The organism is Paracoccaceae bacterium, assembly GCA_012103375.1.
Lineage (GTDB): Bacteria > Pseudomonadota > Alphaproteobacteria > Rhodobacterales > Rhodobacteraceae > WLWX01.
Map to the genome: position 1 here is coordinate 2554866 of WLWX01000001.1, position 18672 is coordinate 2573537.

An 18672-nucleotide genomic window follows, 5' to 3' on the forward strand; every position below is an offset into this window, starting at 1 on the left:
CGCACAGACGAACACCCACGCTTAGCCGGGACGCGCGCCCCGCGCAGGCAGTTCCGATAACGAATCGGAGCGCTTTCCTAGTTCACCTCATCCAGACCGACCGGCTTACCTACCACAACGAAATGCAGATCCTCGGGGCGGTAAATCCGCTTTACCACCCGCGCGATATCTTCCAGCGTTACGGCGCTGACCTTGTCATTGCGGGTCGCGATATAGTCGATGCCCAGATCGTCCATCTGCATGCCCGCCAGAATGCGCGCGATGGTGGCATTGCCGTCAAAGCGCAGCGGGTAGGCACCGGTCAGGAATTTCACGGCGGCGTCAAGCTCTTCCTGCGTCACGCCAGCCTCGGAAATCCGCCGCCATTCGTCGCGCACAACCTCGATTGTCTCGGCCATCCGCTCATTCGCGGTGGCCGCCTGGCCCAGCACCATCTGCGCTTGGTCGAGGCCGACCATGAAGCTGCCGATGCCATAGGTCAGGCCGCGTTTCTCGCGGACCTCCTCGGTCAGGCGCGATCCAAAGCCCGAGCCGCCGAAAATCTCGTTCGCAACGAAAGCGGCGAAGAAGTCGGGGTCGTCGCGTTTGATGCCGCTGTGGCCGAAATAGGCGATGGATTGGGGGGTGTCGAAGTCGATGACGGTGACACCTTCGGATAGGGCGAAATTCGCTTCGGGAACTGCGGCGTCGCTGGTCGCGGGCAGATCGCCCAGCAGGTCATCAAGCAGGCTGCCAAGGGCCTCGGGCGTGATGTCCCCGACCGCGCCGATCACCAGACGATCGCGCGTCAAAAGGCGCGCGTGGGCTTCGGTCAGATCATCGCGGGTCAACGCGGCGACCGACTCGGCAGTGCCGGAACGATCCGCACCATAGGGGTGATCGCCAAAGGCCAGCGCGTCGAACGTGCTGGACGCAATGTGACCGGGATCAGTGCTGTCAGATGCAATGCCCGACAGCACCTGGGCACGCACCCGTTCGATGGCATCGGGGTCAAATCTTGGCGCGACCAAAGCCGCACGCAGCAGGGCGATAGCCTCATCGCGATTCTCGGTCAGGAAACGGGCCGAGATTGCCATCGAGTCATCATAAACGTCGAAACCGTAACTGGCGGCCAGCGATTCGCGCGCTTTGGCGAAGGCCTGCGCGTCCATGTTGGCAGCGCCTTCTTCCAGCAGGCCGGTCATCAGGTTGATCGCACCACGTTTTCCGGGTGCTTCAAGCGAGGCCCCACCTTTGAAGCGCAGCTCCAGCGCGGTGAAGGGGATCGAATGTTCCTCGACCAGCCAGGCCTTGAGCCCCCCGGGAGAGGTCACCTCGACAATATCCACGGCAGCGCGCGCCGGGACCGAGGCCGCCAGCAGAACGGCGAGTGTCAGGGCAAAGCGGATCATTGGGAAACCTCCCCGGTTGCGCTGGCCGGTGTCGCATCGGGCGCCTTCAGCCAGCCGGTGACGGATTGCTTGAGGTCGAACACCTCTCGTGCGGCTTCGATGATCTGGTCGCCGGTGACCGCCTGCAAGATGTCGGGCCAGGCCTCGATATCCGCGATGGTCAGGCCCTGCGTCAGGCCCGCGCCATAGCGCCGCGCCAGCCCGTCGATGTTGTCTTCGCCATAGATCTGGCTGGCACGCAGCTGGAACTTGATGCGATCCAGCTGTTCGGGGTCAACGCCGTCCTCAATGAACGCGGCGACGGTGGCATCCAGCGCGTCTTCGGCTTCGGCAAGTGACACGCCTTCGGACGGCACGATGATCAGGCCGAATGTCGTGTCGTCCAGCGATTGGCCGGAATAAAACGCCGAGGCATAGACAGCAGTTTGCGTTTCAAACTGCAGCTTCTGACCTAAAACCGATGTTGCAGCCGATCCACCCAGCACTTCGGCCAGCATCGTCAGGGCGGCGGCATTTTCCTGCGCGCCGGCATCGCGTTCCGGTGCCAGGTAGGTGCGCACCACATAGGGCTGCGCGACGCGCGGGTCTTCGAAGGTCAGCCGACGCGCGGCAGTCTGGGGTGGTTCATCCACGCGGTCGCGTTCCCCGACCTGCGGATTGGCCGGGATTGGGGCGTAATGTTCCTCGGCCAGCGCGCGCACCTCCTCCGGGTCCACATCGCCAGAGATTACCAGCACCGCGTTATTGGGTGCATAATGCAGCGGATAGAAATCAAGCGCGTCTTCCAGCGTCAGCGCGGAAACTTCGTGCTTCCAGCCGATGATCGGGATTGAATAGGGGTGGTTCAGGTACTGTGCCGCCGTGCGTTGTTCACCGAACAGCGCGCCGGGGTTGTTTTCGGTGCGTTGATTGCGTTCCTCCAGCACCACGTCCAGTTCCGGCGCGGCCAGTTCCTCGGTCAGGATCAGGCCGGTCATCCGGTCGGCCTCCATCTCCATGATCAGATCCAGACGGTCCGAGGCGACCCGCTGGATATAACCAGTGTAATCCTGGCTGGTGAAGGCGTTGTCGGTGCCGCCATTGGCCGCCACCACGTCGGAAAACTCCCCCGGCCCGTATTTCGCGGTGCCCTTGAACATCAGATGTTCCAGGTAATGCGCGATGCCTGACTTGCCGCGCGGTTCATCGGCTGATCCGACCTTATACCAAAGTGTCTGCACCACGACCGGGGCGCGGTGATCTTCCAGCACGACGACCTGAAGCCCGTTGTCGAGCGTGAAATCAGTGATCTCAGCCGCGAATGCGGGAACGGCTGTTGCCAGGGGCAGAACAAAAGCAAGGGGGCGCAGCATGGGCAAACCTTTTTGCGGAACACGAAAAACCTTGGGGGGAACCTACGCTGTTCGCGGCGCGCTTCAAGGACGCCCTCGCAGATGTGAGCGGGGCGTGTGGTGGTATGCTGCGGTTTATCGGCGCTTGTCAGGCCGGGCGGCGCTGCTCTGACAGGTGGTCTTGGGGGCATGGTCGATTAACCAGGTATTTCTGGCGCACTTCGGATGAGACGGATCTTGCCTGTAATCGCAAGCGGTCGCTGAACCAAAACGTCATTTACCTGATCAGCGATGATGCCTGAAGACGAACGCCCTTACCAAGCAGGGCGCGCGCCGGACCGGCGGGCTGGCGTGGCAACGCTGATGGGCATGATTTATGGTGCCGTGTTAGCCGTCAACTCGATCCGGAGTGCCACCTCGAACCGACGCCAGACCGGTGGGGCCGGTCCGGCGTGCGCCCTGCGCCTTTGGCGCACACCGGGCGCAGGGAAGTCCGAAAGCGTTTCAGATGTTCCAGATGGCGCTTTTGCACCACTGTTCCTACAGCCCGAATCCTTGCCAGAAAGAAAATCTGTCAAACCGGCGGTGTCGGATTGATGGGGCTGGGCCCTAGTTGAACTGTTCGGGCGGGGCCGCCGGGGTTGCGACACCGGCGCGGCGGAAACGCTCCAATTCGCGGTGCTGGTCCAGTTCCATCTTGCGATAGGCCTTGAAATAGACATTCACGTCGAAGGCTTTTTCCAGCAAGCGCCCGCCATTCCGCTTGCGCCAGGCCAAGTCGTCGCGCGCCAGCGTCGGGCGAATGCTGGGATCGACACCCAGCCGGGTGACATAGGCGGTCAACGACGGATCGTTCACGCCTGCCTGCGGATTTCCGCCGAGCGCAATGATCGCCTGCGCGCGCGGGTTCTGATCGGTCAGGTTCGATCCACCCGGAGTCGGCTCCGGCAGGCCCGCATAGCTTTCGGGCTGAACCAGCGGCCGATTGGGCAAAACCCCGAATTCGTCCGGTCCGCTGCCGGCTTTGCCACTGGTCAACAGGTCCGGAGTGCCTGAAGAACAAGCCCCAAGCGCCACAACAGCGGCCAACGCGCAACAGGTCATCCGATAAGACATCAACAGCTCCAGCAAACGTGCGGATTTCATATATCGCGTTCGCGCGGGCACGTCACGGGGTCTTTCGCCCCTCGGGCTTTCCATGCGGCAAAAGCAGCAGCCCGATCGCCCCGGCAAAGATCGCGATATCGGCGACGTTAAAGGCATAAGGGTTGCTGATGCCGCAGCAGGACATGTTGAGGAAATCGGCAACCGCGCCGTAAACCAGCCGGTCAATCACATTGCCCAGCGCGCCGCCGACGAGCAATCCGGCGGCGATCTGCAGGTTCCGCCCCGGTTTGTCCCGCGCCATCCAGCGCAATACCCAGCCACTGACGGCCAGGGCCACGGCAATCAGCACCCAGCGCATCACGGCGGCATCATTGGCAAACAGGCCGAAATTGACGCCCCGGTTCCAGGCCATGCGGAAATTCAGATAGGGCGGCAGCACGTCGATTGCGCGCACCGTCATCAGATCCAGCCAGACCACCACGTAAAACTTGGTCAGCTGATCGGCCAGAAAGGCCGCAACGGCGGTAAGGAACGTTGTGCGCATGATCAGTGCCGGAAATGCCGCTGGCCGGTAAACACCATCGCCAGCCCAAGTGCATCTGCCGCCGCAATGACCGTGTCGTCACGCATCGACCCTCCGGGCTGGATCACCGCTTTTGCGCCAGCTTCGGCCAGCGCTTCAACCCCGTCAGCGAAGGGGAAGAACGCGTCCGAGGCAACAGCGGCCCCCTGCGTCAGCGGGGCGGGCAGGCCCATAACCTCGGCCATGTCGGCGGATTTGCGCGCCGCGATGCGGGTCGAATCCACGCGACTCATCTGACCCGCGCCGACGCCGACGGTCGCGCCGTCGCGCGCAAAAACGATGGCGTTGGATTTGACGTGTTTGGCAACGCGCCAGGCGAACAGCATGTCGGAAAGCTCGGCATCTGTTGGCGCGCGTTTGGTGACAATCTTCAGATCATCGCGGGCGATCATGCCGACGTCCTTGTCCTGCACAAGCATCCCGCCCGCGACCTGTTTGTAAGCCGTTACAGGCGTGCGCGCATCCGGCAGACCGTCTGTCGTCAGCAGCCGCAGATTCTTCTTTTCGGCAAAAACGGCCTTGGCGGCCTTGCTGGCGCCAGGGGCGATTACAACCTCGGTGAAAATTTCGAGGATGGCGCGCGCCGTCGCCTCATCCAATGGCTGATTCAGGGCGATGATGCCGCCAAACGCGCTGGTGCGGTCACAATCGAAGGCGCGGGCGTAGGCCTCGGCCAGGGTGTCCCCCGTGGCAACCCCGCAGGGGTTGGCGTGTTTGACGATAACGCAGGCGGGTCCATCCTCGGGTGCGAATTCGGCCATCAATTCAAATGCCGCATCCGTGTCGTTGATGTTGTTATAGCTCAGCTCCTTGCCCTGATGCTGGGTCGCCGTGGCCACGCCGGGCCGGGCTGAGCCATCCAGATAGAACGCCGCGCGCTGATGCGGGTTTTCACCGTAGCGCAAATTCTGCGCCAGCTTGCCCGCCACGGTTTTGCGGCGCGGTGTCACATCGCCAATTTGCCCGGCCATCCAGCCGGACACCGCCGCGTCATAGGCCGCCGTGCGCGCATAGGCCGTTGCCGCCAGCGACTGGCGCAAGCCGTATGGCAGCCCGTCTTTGACCAGCGCGTCCAGCACCGGGGCGTAATCCTCGGGGTCCACGACCACCGCCACATGTGCGTGGTTCTTGGCCGCCGCTCGGATCATCGCCGGACCGCCGATATCGATGTTCTCCACCGCCTCGTCATAACCTGCGCCGCGCGCCACGGTCGCCTCGAACGGGTAGAGGTTGACCACCAGCAGGTCGATTGGCGCGATCTCATGCGCCTCCATTGCGGCCAGATGATCGGCGTCATCGCGCAGCGCCAGCAGGCCGCCGTGCACCGCCGGGTGCAGGGTCTTGACCCGCCCGTCCATCATTTCAGGGTATCCAGTCAGATCGGCCACATCCGTGACTGTCAGCCCAGCGTCGCGAAGTGTGCTGGCGGTGCCGCCGGTCGAGACCAGATCGACCCCAAGCCCCGCCAACGCGGTTGCAAAGTCCACAATTCCGGTCTTGTCCGAAACGCTCAGCAATGCGCGCCGCACCTTGATTGTCTGGCTCATCTGGTGGATCCCCGGCTGGTTTCAGTCGTCTGACACGACCTCATCCATGACAAGATCGCGAATGCCGCTGGGGGTATCCTGTGGCTTCGCCAAGGTCCAGTCGATCCGGGTGGCAAAATCGACGGCACAATCCTTGAGCACGATCTGCCGCGTACCACGCGGCGCCAGACGGCCCTTTTCAAGATAGACGCTGGGTTCCAGCGAAATCGACGCGCGCCCGGCCGCGCGGAACACCCAGATTTCGCCACTGCGCAGCGCGAGTGAGACGGCTTTGCCACCCATGTTCAACTCGGCCTCGACATCCGGGTGCAGGTGGAAGCGGATCGAAAATGGCACACCCTGCATGCGCGAATGATCAAAAACGTGGTTGAACTGCGCCTCGCCCGCGTCCGACAACGCGGCCAGCGTATCTTCGCCTTTGATCGTGCGACCATCTACGCCCAGCTTTAGGGTGCGCACATGGGTCAAACCGTGGGTTTTCGTGTACCCGTCATGACCCGCGATCAGCGTGTCAAAATCCTCATCACTGCGCCGCTGAACCCTGACATCGCGGGGCGCATCGACCAGCAACTCGTTCTTGCGCCCGCCGATCATGCCGACAACGCCCAACCTGGCCGAGGAAAACCCCTCGATCCCCAGGGTCGAATGACTGGGGGTCGCGCGACCGGCCCGACGCCATTTCTCACCAAAGCTGGCACCAGACCCACAGTTGACGATCATCGGGCGGCGCCCCGATGTGACTTCGAACGCCAGGGTCGAGGCATGGGCGCGCCCGGACAACTCGGTCGCAGGTGGTGGCGCGGCGTCGATCAGGATCGAGGTGCGCCCATGCGACATCCGCGCAAACCCCATGGCCAGGCTGGCGTCGGGCATCTTGCGCACCCCGGCGACGGCCAAAGCCGCGTCCAGCCGTCCCGCCTGCCCGCGCCCGCCGCCGTGAAACCGCGCCAGAGCGCCGTCTGCATGGCGCAACGCGCGGAGTGTCGGCGCAATCCGGGCCAGCGCCTTGCGGTGATCGGGCGCAATCTCGTGCCCATGCTCACGCAGGGTTTCCGAGGCCCAGGTCAGCAAGGTGAACACCTCAAGCAGCTCTTCCGGGTTTCGCGACGGGATACCGCCTTCGCCGCCGATCCGCTGCGCGCATTCGCGCCCCAACGCACGGGCGGCGGGGGCGATGCGGCGCTCCATCCCCTCGATAGACAGGGTCGCGCACAACAACCCGACCAGCGCTTCGAACCGTGGCAGACCGGGATCGGCGGCGGACCAGCGGCGTGCCAGAAACGCGGTCTGACGTGACAGTGAGGCGAAGAAAGCCGCCTGCTGCGTCGCGTCCTGCGCGTTCAGAAGCGCGACCGAGTTGCTGATCCAGCGCAACACACGCCGCCCCGTCAGGTCCGGTGTCCAGCCCTGCCCGGTGCCGCGCCCGAAACGCTCGATCCACTCAAACGTCCAGCTGCGCGCGCGTTCGAAGGCCGAATAATCGCCCAGTGCGGCCAGATCGTCGATCCAACCGAAGCCATGAAGCTCTCCGGTAAATGCCGCATCCGGGGCCGGCAGGTCCCACAGGTCAAGGCCGGGCGCTTCGACCAGATGCCCGGCGAACTGGAAATTCCCGGCAACGATCTGACGGCCCCGCGCGACCCGTCCGATGGTCCGGGGCTCGGGCGTGGTCGTGAATCCGGTTGCTGCACGCGACAGCCCGCTGGTCCGGGCATGCAGCCGGTTCAGATAATGCGCCTTGCGCGCGCGCCAGGTTGCCGGTCCGTCCACGCCGATGTGCCTTCTTTGCGTGACCGCCAGGCGATCACATTGTCAGCCAAGGAATAATCCAGTTTGGCGCGCCTGTCAGGTGCCCGTGATCCTGCACCGCATCACTCGGCAGCGCCACGCCTGAGGCAGACCATGTAAAACCCGTCCATACCGCCGGACTCTGCCATGAAATCAGGGCGCAGACGCGCACCACCAGCGGCGTCGATCCACGCCGGGTCCAGCCCCGGGATCGCCAGTGCCGCGCGGTCGACCCGCAGATCAGGATGCCGCTCCAATGCGTCTTTCAGCTGTTCCTCGCCTTCGTCGAATAGCAGCGAGCAGGTGCAATAAACCAGCCGCCCACCGGGCTTCAGCCAAGCCAGCGCCCGGTCGATCAACGCCAGTTGCAGCTTGAACAACTCAGGAAAGTCCTCGCCCGTCTTGGCACAGGGCAGATCGGGGTGGCGGCGGATGGTGCCGGTTGCCGAACAGGGCGCGTCCAGCAGGATTGCATCAAACCGCGCCTCGGTCTGCCAATCCAGCGCGTCTGCGACGACCATATCGGCCACCAGCCCGGTGCGCGCCAGGTTCTCACGCACCCGCGCCAAGCGTTTTTCTGACGAATCAACCGCCGTCACCGCCGCGCTCGTCGCGGCCAATTGCATCGTCTTGCCACCCGGGGCGGCGCAGAGGTCCAGCACCGCCTCGCCCGGTTGCGCCGCCAGCACCCGCGCCGGAAACGCCGCTGCCGCATCCTGAACCCACCATTCGCCCGCGTCGTAACCAACCAGCGCCGACACCTGCGACCGCGCCGACACCCGCACCGACCCACCTGGAAGCGCCGCGCCGTCCAGCCGCGCCGCCAGGCCTGCCGCATCCCCATCTTTCGGCGTCAGATCCAGCGGGGCGCCCGCCGCATGCGCTGCCTCGAACCCCTCAACCACGGCGCGGCCATAATCGGCCAGCAAAGGTTTCCTCAGCCACTTGGGCAGGCGCGGCACCGGAAGCCCGGCCCAGCCCGCCGGCCCGGCCTGGGCGATCTTGCGCAGAACCGCGTTCACAAGCCCGGATTGCCGCTTTGTCTCGGCCGAAGCATTGGCCAGATCGACCGCGTCCGAGACGATGCCGTGCGCCCCGCCCGGATCATGGGCAAGTTCCACCGCTCCAAGGCGCAGGATGTTCAGCGCCCGATCCGTCGGGCGGCTGCGCAGGTAAGGTCCCAACGCACGATCCGCGCGGTCCATCCAGCGCAAAGTGTCGCTCGCCAGCCGCTGGGCGCGGGCGCGATCCGCATCGGGCAGATGCTCCACCGCCTTGGGCAGCATCTCGGGCAACAGGCGCCCATGATCGGTCACACCCGAAATCAGGCTCAGCGCCGCAGCGCGCGCAGGCAAACCGGCAGAGGGCATGGCACTTCCCGTCAATTGTCAGTGGCGTCGCAGCCGCCTATATCAAGGCCATGACCCAAGACAAGCAACCCGACCCGCAACACGATCCTTCATCCGACCTGCCAGAAGCCGCCAAACGCGCCCTGGCCGAGGCGGACGCGCGCCGCAAATCAGCCGCCGCACCCGAAACCGCCCCCGAATTCGGCGGCCGCAACGTCCCCGAACCCACGCGCTATGGCGATTGGGAAAAGAAAGGCATCGCTGTCGATTTCTGATCGCGACTCAAGACACCATCATTGACCCACAAATATCCCGGGGGGTCTGGGGGGCAGGCCCCCCAGCCACCGCCCGCGGCCACGATCCGACGGATTTTATATCCGGAGGCCCCGCTCAGCCAAGCGCAAGCACGTCCATCATGTCGTACTCGCCGGGCTTCTGGTCCTGCCCCCACAGCGCGGCCTTCAACGCGCCGCGCGCAAAGATGGCGCGGTCGGTTGCCAGATGGCGCAGAACGATGCGCTCTCCGTCGGCGGCAAATATCACGTCATGCTCGCCCACCACATCGCCGCCCCGGATCGCGGTGAACCCGATGGCACCATCGCGGCGTGGGCCGGTAATCCCATCACGGCCCCGGTCGGCGACGTTTTCCAGCGCCACACCGCGGCCTTCTGCAGCGGCTTCGCCCAGCATCAGCGCGGTGCCGGACGGCGCGTCGACCTTGTGGCGATGATGCGCCTCGACAACCTCGATATCGAAATCGGTGTCCAGCGCGGCCGCAACCCGGCGGGTCAAGCCGACCAGCAGGTTGACGCCAAGGCTCATGTTGCCGGCACGAATGATCACCGCGTGACGCGCGGCGGGCTTTAGCTTGGCAATATCTTCGGGCTGCAACCCGGTTGTGCCGATCACATGAACCGCGCGGGCCTGAGCGGCGAGTGCGGCAAATTCAACACTGGCCGCAGGTGCGGTGAAGTCGATGACGGCCTGGGCCTTCGCGAAAGCCTCGACCGGGTCGTCACTGACGATGATCCCGTTTTCGGCCCCACCCATCGCGGCCCCAAGATCGCGCCCGATCCAGTCGTGACCGGGCCGTTCCAGCGCGCCGACCAGACGCGCCCTGTCGCTGGCCAAAACAGTCTGGACCAGCATCTGGCCCATCCGGCCACTGACGCCTGTTATCACGATGCCTGGCAAATCACTCATCTTCACATCCTCCGCTGTCCTTCCCCTACCCTTGGCTTACGCGAATGGCAAAGGTTGCAGTGGCGCGCGCGCGGGCTTAGATCGCGAGGATGGCAAAGAACCGATACTCCGACCAATCCGGCCCGACCCAGCGCCAGCTGCGCGTGGGAGAGCTGGTGCGCCGTCGCCTCGCCGAAGTGCTCAGCCGGGGTGAGGTGCATGATCCCGAGCTGAACGCGATCCCGATCACCGTGGGCGAGGTGCGCACCACGCCTGACCTGAAGGTCGCCACCGCGCATGTCCTGCCGCTTGGCGGCGACAACAGGGACGAAGCGCTCAGCATCCTGCGCCGCAACCGGGTCGAGATCCGTCGCGCTGTCAGCAAAGGGCTGAACCTGAAATTCGCACCCGAGGTCCGATTCGAGATTGACGAGACATTCGACCGCATGGACGCCACCCGGCGCCTGTTCGGCCAGGACAACGTCAAACGCGATCTGACGGGCGACGAGGATGCGTAACGGCATCCTGGCTGGCGTTGCCTTGGCCCTGAGCGCCGGGGCCGCCGATGCTGGATGCGAAAGCCATGACTTCGAAGGCACGCCAATCACCGCCTGCATCGTTGACCCCGTCGCCGACGATCTGCGCCTGTTTCTGAACGATGCAGGTGGCACCCCCTTCGGCAGCTTCGATGCGCTGAATGACGCGCTTGACGCGCAGGGGCTGCAACTGGATATCGCGATGAATGGCGGCATGTTTCACGCCGACCGCGCGCCGGTGGGCCACTATGTCGAAGACCGGGTCGAGGTTGTGCCGGTCATCACGTCGGAAGGGCCGGGCAATTTCGGGCTTCTTCCGAACGGCGTTTTTTGCCTGGCAGACGGGCAGGCTTCGATCACCGAAAGCCGCGCATTTGCGGCGAACCGCCCGGAGTGCCGTTTCGCCACTCAATCCGGGCCAATGCTGGTTATCGACGGCGCGTTGCATCCGAAATTTTTGGCGGATTCGCAGTCGCAGAAAATTCGCAATGGCGTCGGGGTCCGCGCCGATGGGATCGTGGTTTTCGCAATCTCGGATCGAACGATCAACTTCCATTCCTTCGCGCGGTTCTTTCGCGACCGGATGAACACGCCTGATGCGTTGTTCCTGGATGGCAGCGTATCGCGGCTGTTCGACCGGGCCACTGGGCGGTCGGACTTCGGATCGCGCCTTGGGCCAATCATCGCGACGGTGTCATCGGCCGATTGACCTCTGCCGGGTCGCGGGCTAGGGCCGGGCCGCGAAAACAGGCGGACAAATCATGGCAAGACGCAAAAAGGGGCGGGATATTTCCGGCTGGCTGGTGGTAGACAAACCCGCCGGCCCAACCTCGACCGCTGTTGTCAACAAGGTGCGCTGGGCGCTGGACGCCAAGAAAGCGGGTCATGCGGGCACGCTGGACCCTGCCGCAACCGGCGTTCTTGCGGTGGCCCTGGGTGAGGCGACGAAAACCGTTCCGTTCATCACCGAGGCGCTGAAATGCTATCGATTTCAGGTGCGGTTCGGGCAGGCAACGAACACGGATGACGCGGAAGGCGCGGTGATCGACACCTCGGAAACGCGCCCAACGGATGATCAGATTACCGAGGCGCTAACCGCATTCAAAGGCCAGATCGAACAGGTCCCACCCCAGTTTTCGGCCGTGAAAGTCGACGGCGAGCGCGCCTATGCCCTGGCCCGTGCGGGCGAAGACCTTGACCTGGCGGCGCGGCCATTGTGGGTTGACAGCCTCGACCTGGTCGCGCGCACGGATGCGGATCATGCGGTGCTGGAAATGGTCTGCGGCAAAGGCGGCTATGTCCGCGCGATCGCCCGCGATCTGGGCGCGGCCCTGGGGTGTTTCGGGCACGTTACATGGCTGCGTCGCACCAGGTCCGGCCCCTTTGAAGCCGAGGGCGCGATCACGCTGGAACAGGTCGAAGACCTGGCGCGGACCGAGGCGCTGGACTCTCATCTTTTGCCGCTTGAGATCGGCCTCGACGATCTGCCAGAGGTCCGCGTTGTTGCCGAAAGTGCGTCGCGGCTGCGCAATGGCAACCCCGGATCGGTCTTCGCGCCTGCGGGTGTCGGCTATGGCGATACGGTCTGGGCCTCGGATCAGGGGCGCGCCGTGGCGGTGGGGATCTATCGCGGCGGAGAGCTGCACCCGAACCGGGTCTTTGTGGGGGACTGAGCGATGATCGAACGCAGCCACCAAAAAGGCGATGCCGCCAGCGTGGCGCTTTATTCTGAGTGCGAGCGCTACCGCTATGCCCTGACGCGGATCTGGGACGCGGGCGGCCAGCGGGCACTGTTCATCATGCTCAACCCCTCAACCGCGACCGAGGTGCAGAACGACCCGACCGTGGAGCGCTGCGAGCGCCGCGCCCGCGCGCTGGGCTTTGGGGCGTTCCGGGTCTGCAACATTTTCGCCTGGCGCGACACGGATCCGCGGGCAATGCGGGCCGCCGAAGATCCCGTCGGGCCCGGCAATGATGCCGCGATCCTTGAGGGGTGCGACTGGGCCGACCGCATCATCTGTGCCTGGGGCACCCACGGGGCGCATCTGGATCGCGGCCCGGCAGTTGCATCGCTGCTGCACGCGACTGACAAGCCGCTGTGGCACCTGGGGCTGAGCAAGGCTGGGCACCCGAAACACCCGCTCTATATAAGTTATTCCATGCAGCCGGTGGAGTGGGCGGAATAGGTTGATGCCTCCGGCGGGAGTATTTTCTGCGAAAAGACGAGTCAGGAGATTGGCCCTTCCCAAGCCCGAACATATCCCCTATACGCCCGCATCCGCATCTCGCGGATACCCTCCAAGGGCCTTGCTGGACGACATCCCGGCCTGCGCCATAACCCTTAACCAAGGAGACCCCGATGTCGATCACACCCGAGGCGAAAGCCCAGATTATCAAAGATTTCGGCACCAAAGACGGCGACACCGGTTCGCCCGAAGTGCAGGTTGCGATCCTGTCCAGCCGGATTGCCACGCTGACCGAGCACTTCAAGACCCACAAAAAAGACAATCACGGTCGCCGTGGCCTGCTGAAAATGGTCGCCCTGCGCCGCAAGCTGCTGGATTACACCCGCGCCAAGGACGAGGCCCGCTATCAGGACCTGATCAAGCGGCTGGGTCTGCGCCGCTAACCTGCGCTCCGCCAAAGAGAGAATTCGAAACGCCCGCCACCCGGTGGGCGTTTTTTCTTGCCCGGCCCATTCGTCACGATCCCTCGGCGCGGACGCACCGATTGACGCGACAAGTCCGCAGGCAACGACATAATCGTCGGGCATTGGGTCCGGGGCCGGAACCTTAATTCAAGAAATCTTCGAATTCGACGTTGTCGATTTCGGCCTGCGTAACACCGACATCCTGCATCAGATAGGGGTCGAGTTGCTTGAACTTGCGGAACCGCTCATAGGCTCTGAAATATTCGCCCAGTCGAAACGGCGCGGTGAATGCGTTCTTGAAGACTTGGGTGCTGATTGAGATTACTGCGGCTGTCATGGTGGTATCCTTCCCGGTGTTGGCGGCCGATCCGACGTCAGCCTTGAACACAGGAATGCCACCGGGTGCCGCGCCGGTCTGTGAACTTGGTCACACAGGCGTCAGATAATGTCCGAATTCGTCAGATCGCGCAGTGCGACACGGTCTTTGACCGTGATCCGACCGCGCCCAAGTTCCACAATTCCGGCATTGCGCCAATCCGACAGCGTCTTGGACACGGCTTCGCGGGTGACACCGACATAATCGGCAAGCTGCGCCTGCGACATGCGGACCTCGTTGCTGTCGCCGACCAGATAGAGAAGCCGCGCGGCCAGCCTCGTGGGTTGTGACAGAAACACCTGCTGTTCCAGTTGCAGGCTCATCCAGCGCAGACGCCGCCCGGCGATCTGCACCAATTCAAACGCCAGGTCGGGTGCCGCGTTGATCGCGCCCATCAAAGCCGGACACCGGATCGAGCGCAGCTGGCAATGCTCCAACGCCTCAACCCGCGCGGTACGCGGGCCGGGATCAAACAGCGCGATCTCTCCGAAAATATCGCCGGGGCGCAGCAGGTTCAGCGACAATTTGCGCCCCTGCGCGGCCAGAACGCTGACTTCAAGCAGACCCTGATCAAGGACATAGAGGCGATCATCCTCATCCCCCTGATCGAACAGCGCCTGACCACGGGCCAGTTTGAGCGGGGTGAACACATCGCCAAGCAATGCCAGCAGGCGCGGCGACGCCCCCGCCAGCAGCGGAGATTGCGCAAGGTTATGATCCGGTTCCGACACAAGGCGCAGGCTATGCCACGGCGCGCGCGCCGCCAAGGCGCAGACGGCGGATTTCACCCGGTGGTTTTGGCATTAGGCGGGCGGATTGCCACAGGGCGGTCAATCGGTCGGGGCGGTCAGGAAATCAGTCAGGGTCATCGCAAGCGCGCCCCAGTCGGTGAATTCATGATCACCTTTGGTCGGGTCATAGTCGCGGTCCCCCAACACCACATGGCGCACCACCTGAGAGGCAAAATAGTCATAGCTGCCGGTCTTGACCGCACCAGCGACCAGCGCGTCGCCGGTTGGCGTGAATCCCGTGCGCATTTCCATCTCGGTCAGGTAATCGCGCGCTTCTTCAAGCCCGTCCGCGAATGCGGCACTCAGGCTGATCGACAGCAGCAGCGTCTGACGGTCGCCAAGAATGTCCCGGTGGCCGGTAAGGAACACCTCAAACGGTTCGGGGTGGCGCCGTTCATGCACCGGCGCGGCCAGCACGATCTTTTCAAAGCCATCGAAATCCACAATTGCCATCTTGTTTCCGACGTCAACAAGTTCGGGTTCATGGCCCGCCGCCGTCGCCTGATCACGAAGGAACGCGGCAACCTTCCCGGTCTGGCCTTCGATCGTCGCGTATAGGATCAGAACTTTCATACTCACTCCGCAATCTGGCACCCAGCTTGAAGCACGCGAAATTGTCCGCGCCTTCACGAAACCGGCCCTTTGGCATCAGTGTGGGGGAGGCTTGCAATCGCAAAATTGATCGGAATCAATTCACAGCATCCTGGCCGCGCCGCCCAAAGCCCTGATGGCATGGGTTTTGCGCGATTCGCACGCTCCACGACCCCCCTTCCCAAACGCCGCAAAACCCTCTAAACGCGGCAAATCTGAGACGTGGCGCCCTGACCCCGGCGCCCGGATAAGGACAGGGGTTGGCGGCAATGGGGCCGCAATCAACGGAAGACCCGGGGTTCGCCCGGGAGAGCTTCCACATAGGAAACGATACATGTTCAAAGAAACGAAAAAATCCATCCAGTGGGGTGAAGAAACCCTGACTCTGGAAACCGGCAAAGTCGCCCGTCAGGCTGACGGCAGCGTTATCGCCACCTACGGCGAAACCAGCGTCATGGCCAACGTGACCTTCGCGAAAAGCCAGAAACCGGGGCAGGACTTCTTCCCGCTGACGGTTCACTACAATGAAAAATACTATGCCGCGGGCAAGGTTCCCGGCGGCTTCTTCAAGCGCGAGGCGCGCCCGACCGAAAAAGAAACCCTGACCAGCCGCCTGATCGACCGTCCGATCCGCCCGCTGTTCGTCGAGGGATTCAAGAACGAAGTTCTGGTGATCTGCACCGTGCTGTCCCACGATCTGGTCAACGACCCCGACATCGTCGCACTGATCGCAGCCTCTGCCGCGCTGACCATTTCCGGCGCGCCGTTCATGGGGCCGATCGCGGCCTGCCGTGTCGGATTCGAGGGCGGCGATTATGTGCTGAACCCCGAACTCGACGACATGCACGACTTGAAAAACAAGCCCGAACAGCGGCTTGACCTGGTGGTCGCGGGCACAAAAGACGCCGTGATGATGGTTGAATCGGAAGCTTATGAGCTGTCCGAGGCCGAAATGCTGGGCGCCGTGAACTTCGCGCACGAGCAGATTCAGCCCGTCATCGACATGATCATCGACCTGGCCGAAGACTGCGCCAAGGAGCCGTTCGACTTTGCCGCACCGGATTACAGCGACCTTTATAAAGCTGTGAAAAAGGCTGGTGAGAAGGACATGCGCAAAGCCTTCGCGATCACTGACAAGCAGGAACGCACCGGCGCCGTTGCCGCCGCGCGTGAAACGGTGAAGGCCGCGCTCAGCGATGAGCAGCTTGAGGATGCGAACCTTGGGTCCGCCATGAAGAAGCTGGAAGCCAGCATTCTGCGCGGCGATGTGGTCAAGACCGGCAAGCGGATCGACGGTCGCGCAACCGACACCATCCGCCCGATTGTTGCAGAAACCGGTCTGCTGCCACGGACCCACGGTTCGGCGCTGTTTACACGCGGTGAGACGCAGGGTCTGGTCGTGACCACGCTGGGCACCGGCGACGACGAACAGATGGTCGACGCGCTGCACGGCACCTACAAATCCAACTTTATGCTGCACTACAACTTCCCGCCCTATTCGGTCGGCGAAGTTGGCCGCTTTGGCTTCACCGGACGCCGTGAAATCGGCCACGGCAAACTGGCATGGCGCGCGCTTCAGGCGGTTCTGCCTGCGGCGACGGACTTCCCCTACACGGTTCGGGTTGTGTCCGAGATCACTGAATCCAACGGCTCATCCTCGATGGCGTCGGTCTGTGGTGGTTCCTTGTCGATGATGGACGCGGGCGTTCCGCTGAAGGCCCCGGTGGCCGGTGTGGCCATGGGTCTGATCCTGGAAGACAGCGGCGATTACGCCATCCTGTCGGACATTCTGGGTGACGAAGACCACCTGGGCGACATGGACTTCAAGGTCGCTGGCACCGAAAACGGCATCACGTCGTTGCAGATGGACATCAAGATCGCCGGCATCACGCCCGAGATCATGGAGAAAGCACTGGCGCAAGCCAAAGAGGGTCGTCTGCACATCCTGGGTGAGATGAACAAGGCGCTGTCCTCGACCTCCGAATTCTCGGTCCACGCGCCGCGCATCGAAACGATGCAGGTGCCGACCGATAAAATCCGCGAAGTCATCGGCACCGGCGGCAAGGTCATCCGCGAGATCGTGGAAGTCTCGGGCGCCAAGGTCGACATCAATGACGACGGCATCATCAAGATCGCCAGCCCCAACGGTGACGCGATCAAGAAGGCTTACGAGATGATCCACTCGATCGTCGCCGAGCCGGAAGAGGGCGTGATCTATAAAGGCACGGTCGTGAAGATCGTCGACTTCGGCGCCTTCGTGAACTTCTTTGGCAAGCGCGACGGTCTGGTCCATGTCAGCCAGATCGAAAACCGCCGCCTGAACCATCCTTCGGACGTTCTGAAGGAAGGTCAGGAGGTTTGGGTCAAGCTGCTTGGCTTTGACGATCGCGGCAAGGTGCGCCTGGCCATGAAGATGGTCGATCAGGCCACCGGTGAAGAGCTCAAGAAAGAAGAAGCCGCTGAATAAGCGCTTCTGATCGATCACCAACCATGGGCCCCGGTGGAAACGCCGGGGCCTTTCATATTTCGGCCTCGGCTTGGTTTTCATCACGCGCCGCTCTGGTTACACTCGACACCGGCGCGCCTGCGATTTCATCGCCTAACAGACTGCTGACACCGTGACAGACCCAAGCGTAATCTTGCAGGTTATCAACCTGGATCGCAGCCCGGACCGGCTGGACTGGATGACGACCGCCCTGGGGCAACAGGGCATCGCCTTCAGCCGCTTGCCTGCGGTCGACGGAAAAGACCGCCCGCCCGAGGCACTGGGCGACTATGATCCCGAACGCTCACGCAAGTTATTCGGCCGCGAATTGCTGACGGGCGAGGTTGGCTGCTTTCAAAGCCACCTCAACGCGGCGCGGGCGTTTCTTGACGGTTCGCACGACATCGGGCTGGTGCTGGAAGACGACGTGAACGTCCCCGATGGCTTTGCAGGTATGATCGAAACCCTGCAACGACTGGCGGGGCAGATCGGGCTGGAAAACTGGGATGTCATGCAGATTGGCCGCCCGACGACGAAGTTTTTCACACCGTTGCAGATCACCGGGTTGCCCGAGGGGTTTCCCGCACCGCTTCGCGCAAGCTATCTGCCGGTGACCACCCATGCGATTGTCTGGTCACGTCAGGGCGCACAGCGGTTTCTGGACAAACGCTCCTGCATCATCATGCCGGTGGACAACACGCTGAAATCGCATATCTGCCGGGTCGGCGGCGGGATCGGCTTTGACAAGGCGCTGGTGCGGCCCTTGAATCAGGGCAGCCTGATCAACGATGGCGATCCACGCGCGCGCAAAGGGCGGCGCAGCAAAATCAGCCGGTTCCACGTCATCTCGACCCGGCGCAGATTTGTGAATTACTGGCTGGCGGCCCGGCAGAATCGTCGCGCGACCGGGTGACGTGTCACCCATTGCGCCGTCCCAATTATCTGAACCGCATCGGAGTTACCTG

General features: G+C 63.3%; 19 protein-coding genes. 8 read left to right on the forward strand and 11 right to left on the reverse strand.

Translation table 11 applies throughout. The features are described 5' to 3' along the window. Nucleotides 1-77: 77 nt before the first annotated feature. The 7 genes from GKR99_13040 to GKR99_13070 form a co-directional block, all read right to left on the reverse strand. A complete protein-coding gene (locus tag GKR99_13040) occupies nt 78-1391 on the reverse strand; it encodes an insulinase family protein (protein ID NKB28424.1) in 1314 nt (437 codons plus the stop codon). Continuing rightward, complete coding sequence (locus GKR99_13045; GenBank protein ID NKB28425.1) at nt 1388-2743, reverse strand: insulinase family protein; 1356 nt, start codon at nt 2741-2743, stop codon at nt 1388-1390. Before GKR99_13045 ends, GKR99_13040 begins: the two co-directional genes overlap by 4 nt. A gap of 588 nt (nt 2744-3331) precedes the next feature. After that, a complete protein-coding gene (locus GKR99_13050; GenBank protein ID NKB28426.1) occupies nt 3332-3838 on the reverse strand; it encodes a DUF3035 domain-containing protein in 507 nt (168 codons plus the stop codon). A 52-nt stretch (nt 3839-3890) separates the two neighbouring features. Next, on the reverse strand, nt 3891-4373 hold the full coding sequence (locus GKR99_13055) for a signal peptidase II (GenBank protein NKB28427.1): 483 nt from the start codon (nt 4371-4373) through the stop codon (nt 3891-3893). Between the two features lie 2 nt (nt 4374-4375). Further along, nucleotides 4376-5959: a bifunctional phosphoribosylaminoimidazolecarboxamide formyltransferase/IMP cyclohydrolase gene (gene purH / locus GKR99_13060; GenBank protein NKB28428.1), complete on the reverse strand. Its 1584-nt coding sequence runs from the start codon at nt 5957-5959 to the stop codon at nt 4376-4378. A 21-nt stretch (nt 5960-5980) separates the two neighbouring features. Next, nucleotides 5981-7687, reverse strand: a complete 1707-nt coding sequence (locus tag GKR99_13065) for a heparinase (GenBank protein NKB28429.1) — start codon at nt 7685-7687, stop codon at nt 5981-5983. Between the two features lie 143 nt (nt 7688-7830). Beyond that, on the reverse strand, nt 7831-9117 hold the full coding sequence (locus GKR99_13070; protein NKB28430.1) for a methyltransferase domain-containing protein: 1287 nt from the start codon (nt 9115-9117) through the stop codon (nt 7831-7833). A gap of 50 nt (nt 9118-9167) precedes the next feature. On the opposite strand from GKR99_13070, the gene GKR99_13075 reads away from it, so the two are divergent. Next, on the forward strand, nt 9168-9371 hold the full coding sequence (locus GKR99_13075) for a DUF1674 domain-containing protein (GenBank protein NKB28431.1): 204 nt from the start codon (nt 9168-9170) through the stop codon (nt 9369-9371). Nucleotides 9372-9486: 115 nt separating this feature from the next. On the opposite strand, the gene GKR99_13080 is transcribed toward GKR99_13075, so the two are convergent. Continuing rightward, nucleotides 9487-10299: a 4-hydroxy-tetrahydrodipicolinate reductase gene (locus GKR99_13080; protein ID NKB28432.1), complete on the reverse strand. Its 813-nt coding sequence runs from the start codon at nt 10297-10299 to the stop codon at nt 9487-9489. A gap of 89 nt (nt 10300-10388) precedes the next feature. On the opposite strand from GKR99_13080, the gene rbfA reads away from it, so the two are divergent. The 5 genes from rbfA (at nt 10389) to rpsO (ending at nt 13443) form a co-directional block, all read left to right on the forward strand. Beyond that, nucleotides 10389-10796, forward strand: a complete 408-nt coding sequence (gene rbfA, locus GKR99_13085) for a 30S ribosome-binding factor RbfA (protein NKB28433.1) — start codon at nt 10389-10391, stop codon at nt 10794-10796. Beyond that, nucleotides 10789-11523: a hypothetical protein gene (locus GKR99_13090; protein NKB28434.1), complete on the forward strand. Its 735-nt coding sequence runs from the start codon at nt 10789-10791 to the stop codon at nt 11521-11523. Before rbfA ends, GKR99_13090 begins: the two co-directional genes overlap by 8 nt. Before the next feature lie 52 nt (nt 11524-11575). Then, nucleotides 11576-12487 carry a tRNA pseudouridine(55) synthase TruB gene (gene truB, locus GKR99_13095; protein NKB28435.1) on the forward strand — a complete coding sequence of 304 codons (912 nt, stop codon included), beginning with the start codon at nt 11576-11578 and terminating at the stop codon, nt 12485-12487. A gap of 3 nt (nt 12488-12490) precedes the next feature. Continuing rightward, nucleotides 12491-13000 carry a DUF1643 domain-containing protein gene (locus GKR99_13100; GenBank protein ID NKB28436.1) on the forward strand — a complete coding sequence of 170 codons (510 nt, stop codon included), beginning with the start codon at nt 12491-12493 and terminating at the stop codon, nt 12998-13000. Between the two features lie 173 nt (nt 13001-13173). Further along, complete coding sequence (rpsO, locus tag GKR99_13105) at nt 13174-13443, forward strand: 30S ribosomal protein S15 (protein NKB28437.1); 270 nt, start codon at nt 13174-13176, stop codon at nt 13441-13443. 163 nt (nt 13444-13606) lie between these two features. Here the strand turns inward: rpsO and GKR99_13110 are convergent, their stop codons facing one another. The 3 genes from GKR99_13110 to GKR99_13120 all read right to left on the reverse strand — a co-directional run bounded on the left by GKR99_13110 (nt 13607) and on the right by GKR99_13120 (nt 15204). Then, complete coding sequence (locus tag GKR99_13110; GenBank protein ID NKB28438.1) at nt 13607-13801, reverse strand: hypothetical protein; 195 nt, start codon at nt 13799-13801, stop codon at nt 13607-13609. A gap of 101 nt (nt 13802-13902) precedes the next feature. Further along, nucleotides 13903-14535 carry a cyclic nucleotide-binding domain-containing protein gene (locus GKR99_13115; GenBank protein ID NKB28439.1) on the reverse strand — a complete coding sequence of 211 codons (633 nt, stop codon included), beginning with the start codon at nt 14533-14535 and terminating at the stop codon, nt 13903-13905. Between the two features lie 135 nt (nt 14536-14670). After that, nucleotides 14671-15204: a protoporphyrinogen oxidase gene (locus GKR99_13120; GenBank protein ID NKB28440.1), complete on the reverse strand. Its 534-nt coding sequence runs from the start codon at nt 15202-15204 to the stop codon at nt 14671-14673. 352 nt (nt 15205-15556) lie between these two features. Between GKR99_13120 and pnp the strand changes: the two genes are divergently transcribed. After that, nucleotides 15557-17689, forward strand: coding sequence for a polyribonucleotide nucleotidyltransferase (gene pnp, locus GKR99_13125; GenBank protein ID NKB28441.1), 2133 nt, complete (start codon nt 15557-15559; stop codon nt 17687-17689). 172 nt (nt 17690-17861) lie between these two features. Next, nucleotides 17862-18620 (forward strand): hypothetical protein, encoded by a 759-nt coding sequence (locus tag GKR99_13130; GenBank protein ID NKB28442.1) that lies wholly within the window; start codon nt 17862-17864, stop codon nt 18618-18620. The last annotated feature ends 52 nt before the right edge of the window (nt 18621-18672 follow it).

What these genes read in the sequence shown, in the direction of transcription:
- GKR99_13110 (NKB28438.1), bottom strand. Translation starts at nt 13,801, where the DNA reads ATGACAGCCGCAGTAATCTCAATCAGCACCCAAGTCTTCAAGAACGCA.
- GKR99_13080 (NKB28432.1), bottom strand. Translation starts at nt 10,299, where the DNA reads ATGAGTGATTTGCCAGGCATCGTGATAACAGGCGTCAGTGGCCGGATG.
- GKR99_13045 (NKB28425.1), bottom strand. Translation starts at nt 2,743, where the DNA reads ATGCTGCGCCCCCTTGCTTTTGTTCTGCCCCTGGCAACAGCCGTTCCC.
- GKR99_13120 (NKB28440.1), bottom strand. Translation starts at nt 15,204, where the DNA reads ATGAAAGTTCTGATCCTATACGCGACGATCGAAGGCCAGACCGGGAAG.
- rpsO (NKB28437.1), top strand. Translation starts at nt 13,174, where the DNA reads ATGTCGATCACACCCGAGGCGAAAGCCCAGATTATCAAAGATTTCGGC.
- GKR99_13055 (NKB28427.1), bottom strand. Translation starts at nt 4,373, where the DNA reads ATGCGCACAACGTTCCTTACCGCCGTTGCGGCCTTTCTGGCCGATCAG.
- purH (NKB28428.1), bottom strand. Translation starts at nt 5,959, where the DNA reads ATGAGCCAGACAATCAAGGTGCGGCGCGCATTGCTGAGCGTTTCGGAC.
- GKR99_13075 (NKB28431.1), top strand. Translation starts at nt 9,168, where the DNA reads ATGACCCAAGACAAGCAACCCGACCCGCAACACGATCCTTCATCCGAC.
- GKR99_13090 (NKB28434.1), top strand. Translation starts at nt 10,789, where the DNA reads ATGCGTAACGGCATCCTGGCTGGCGTTGCCTTGGCCCTGAGCGCCGGG.
- truB (NKB28435.1), top strand. Translation starts at nt 11,576, where the DNA reads ATGGCAAGACGCAAAAAGGGGCGGGATATTTCCGGCTGGCTGGTGGTA.
- GKR99_13070 (NKB28430.1), bottom strand. Translation starts at nt 9,117, where the DNA reads ATGCCCTCTGCCGGTTTGCCTGCGCGCGCTGCGGCGCTGAGCCTGATT.
- GKR99_13050 (NKB28426.1), bottom strand. Translation starts at nt 3,838, where the DNA reads ATGTCTTATCGGATGACCTGTTGCGCGTTGGCCGCTGTTGTGGCGCTT.
- GKR99_13100 (NKB28436.1), top strand. Translation starts at nt 12,491, where the DNA reads ATGATCGAACGCAGCCACCAAAAAGGCGATGCCGCCAGCGTGGCGCTT.
- pnp (NKB28441.1), top strand. Translation starts at nt 15,557, where the DNA reads ATGTTCAAAGAAACGAAAAAATCCATCCAGTGGGGTGAAGAAACCCTG.
- GKR99_13040 (NKB28424.1), bottom strand. Translation starts at nt 1,391, where the DNA reads ATGATCCGCTTTGCCCTGACACTCGCCGTTCTGCTGGCGGCCTCGGTC.
- rbfA (NKB28433.1), top strand. Translation starts at nt 10,389, where the DNA reads ATGGCAAAGAACCGATACTCCGACCAATCCGGCCCGACCCAGCGCCAG.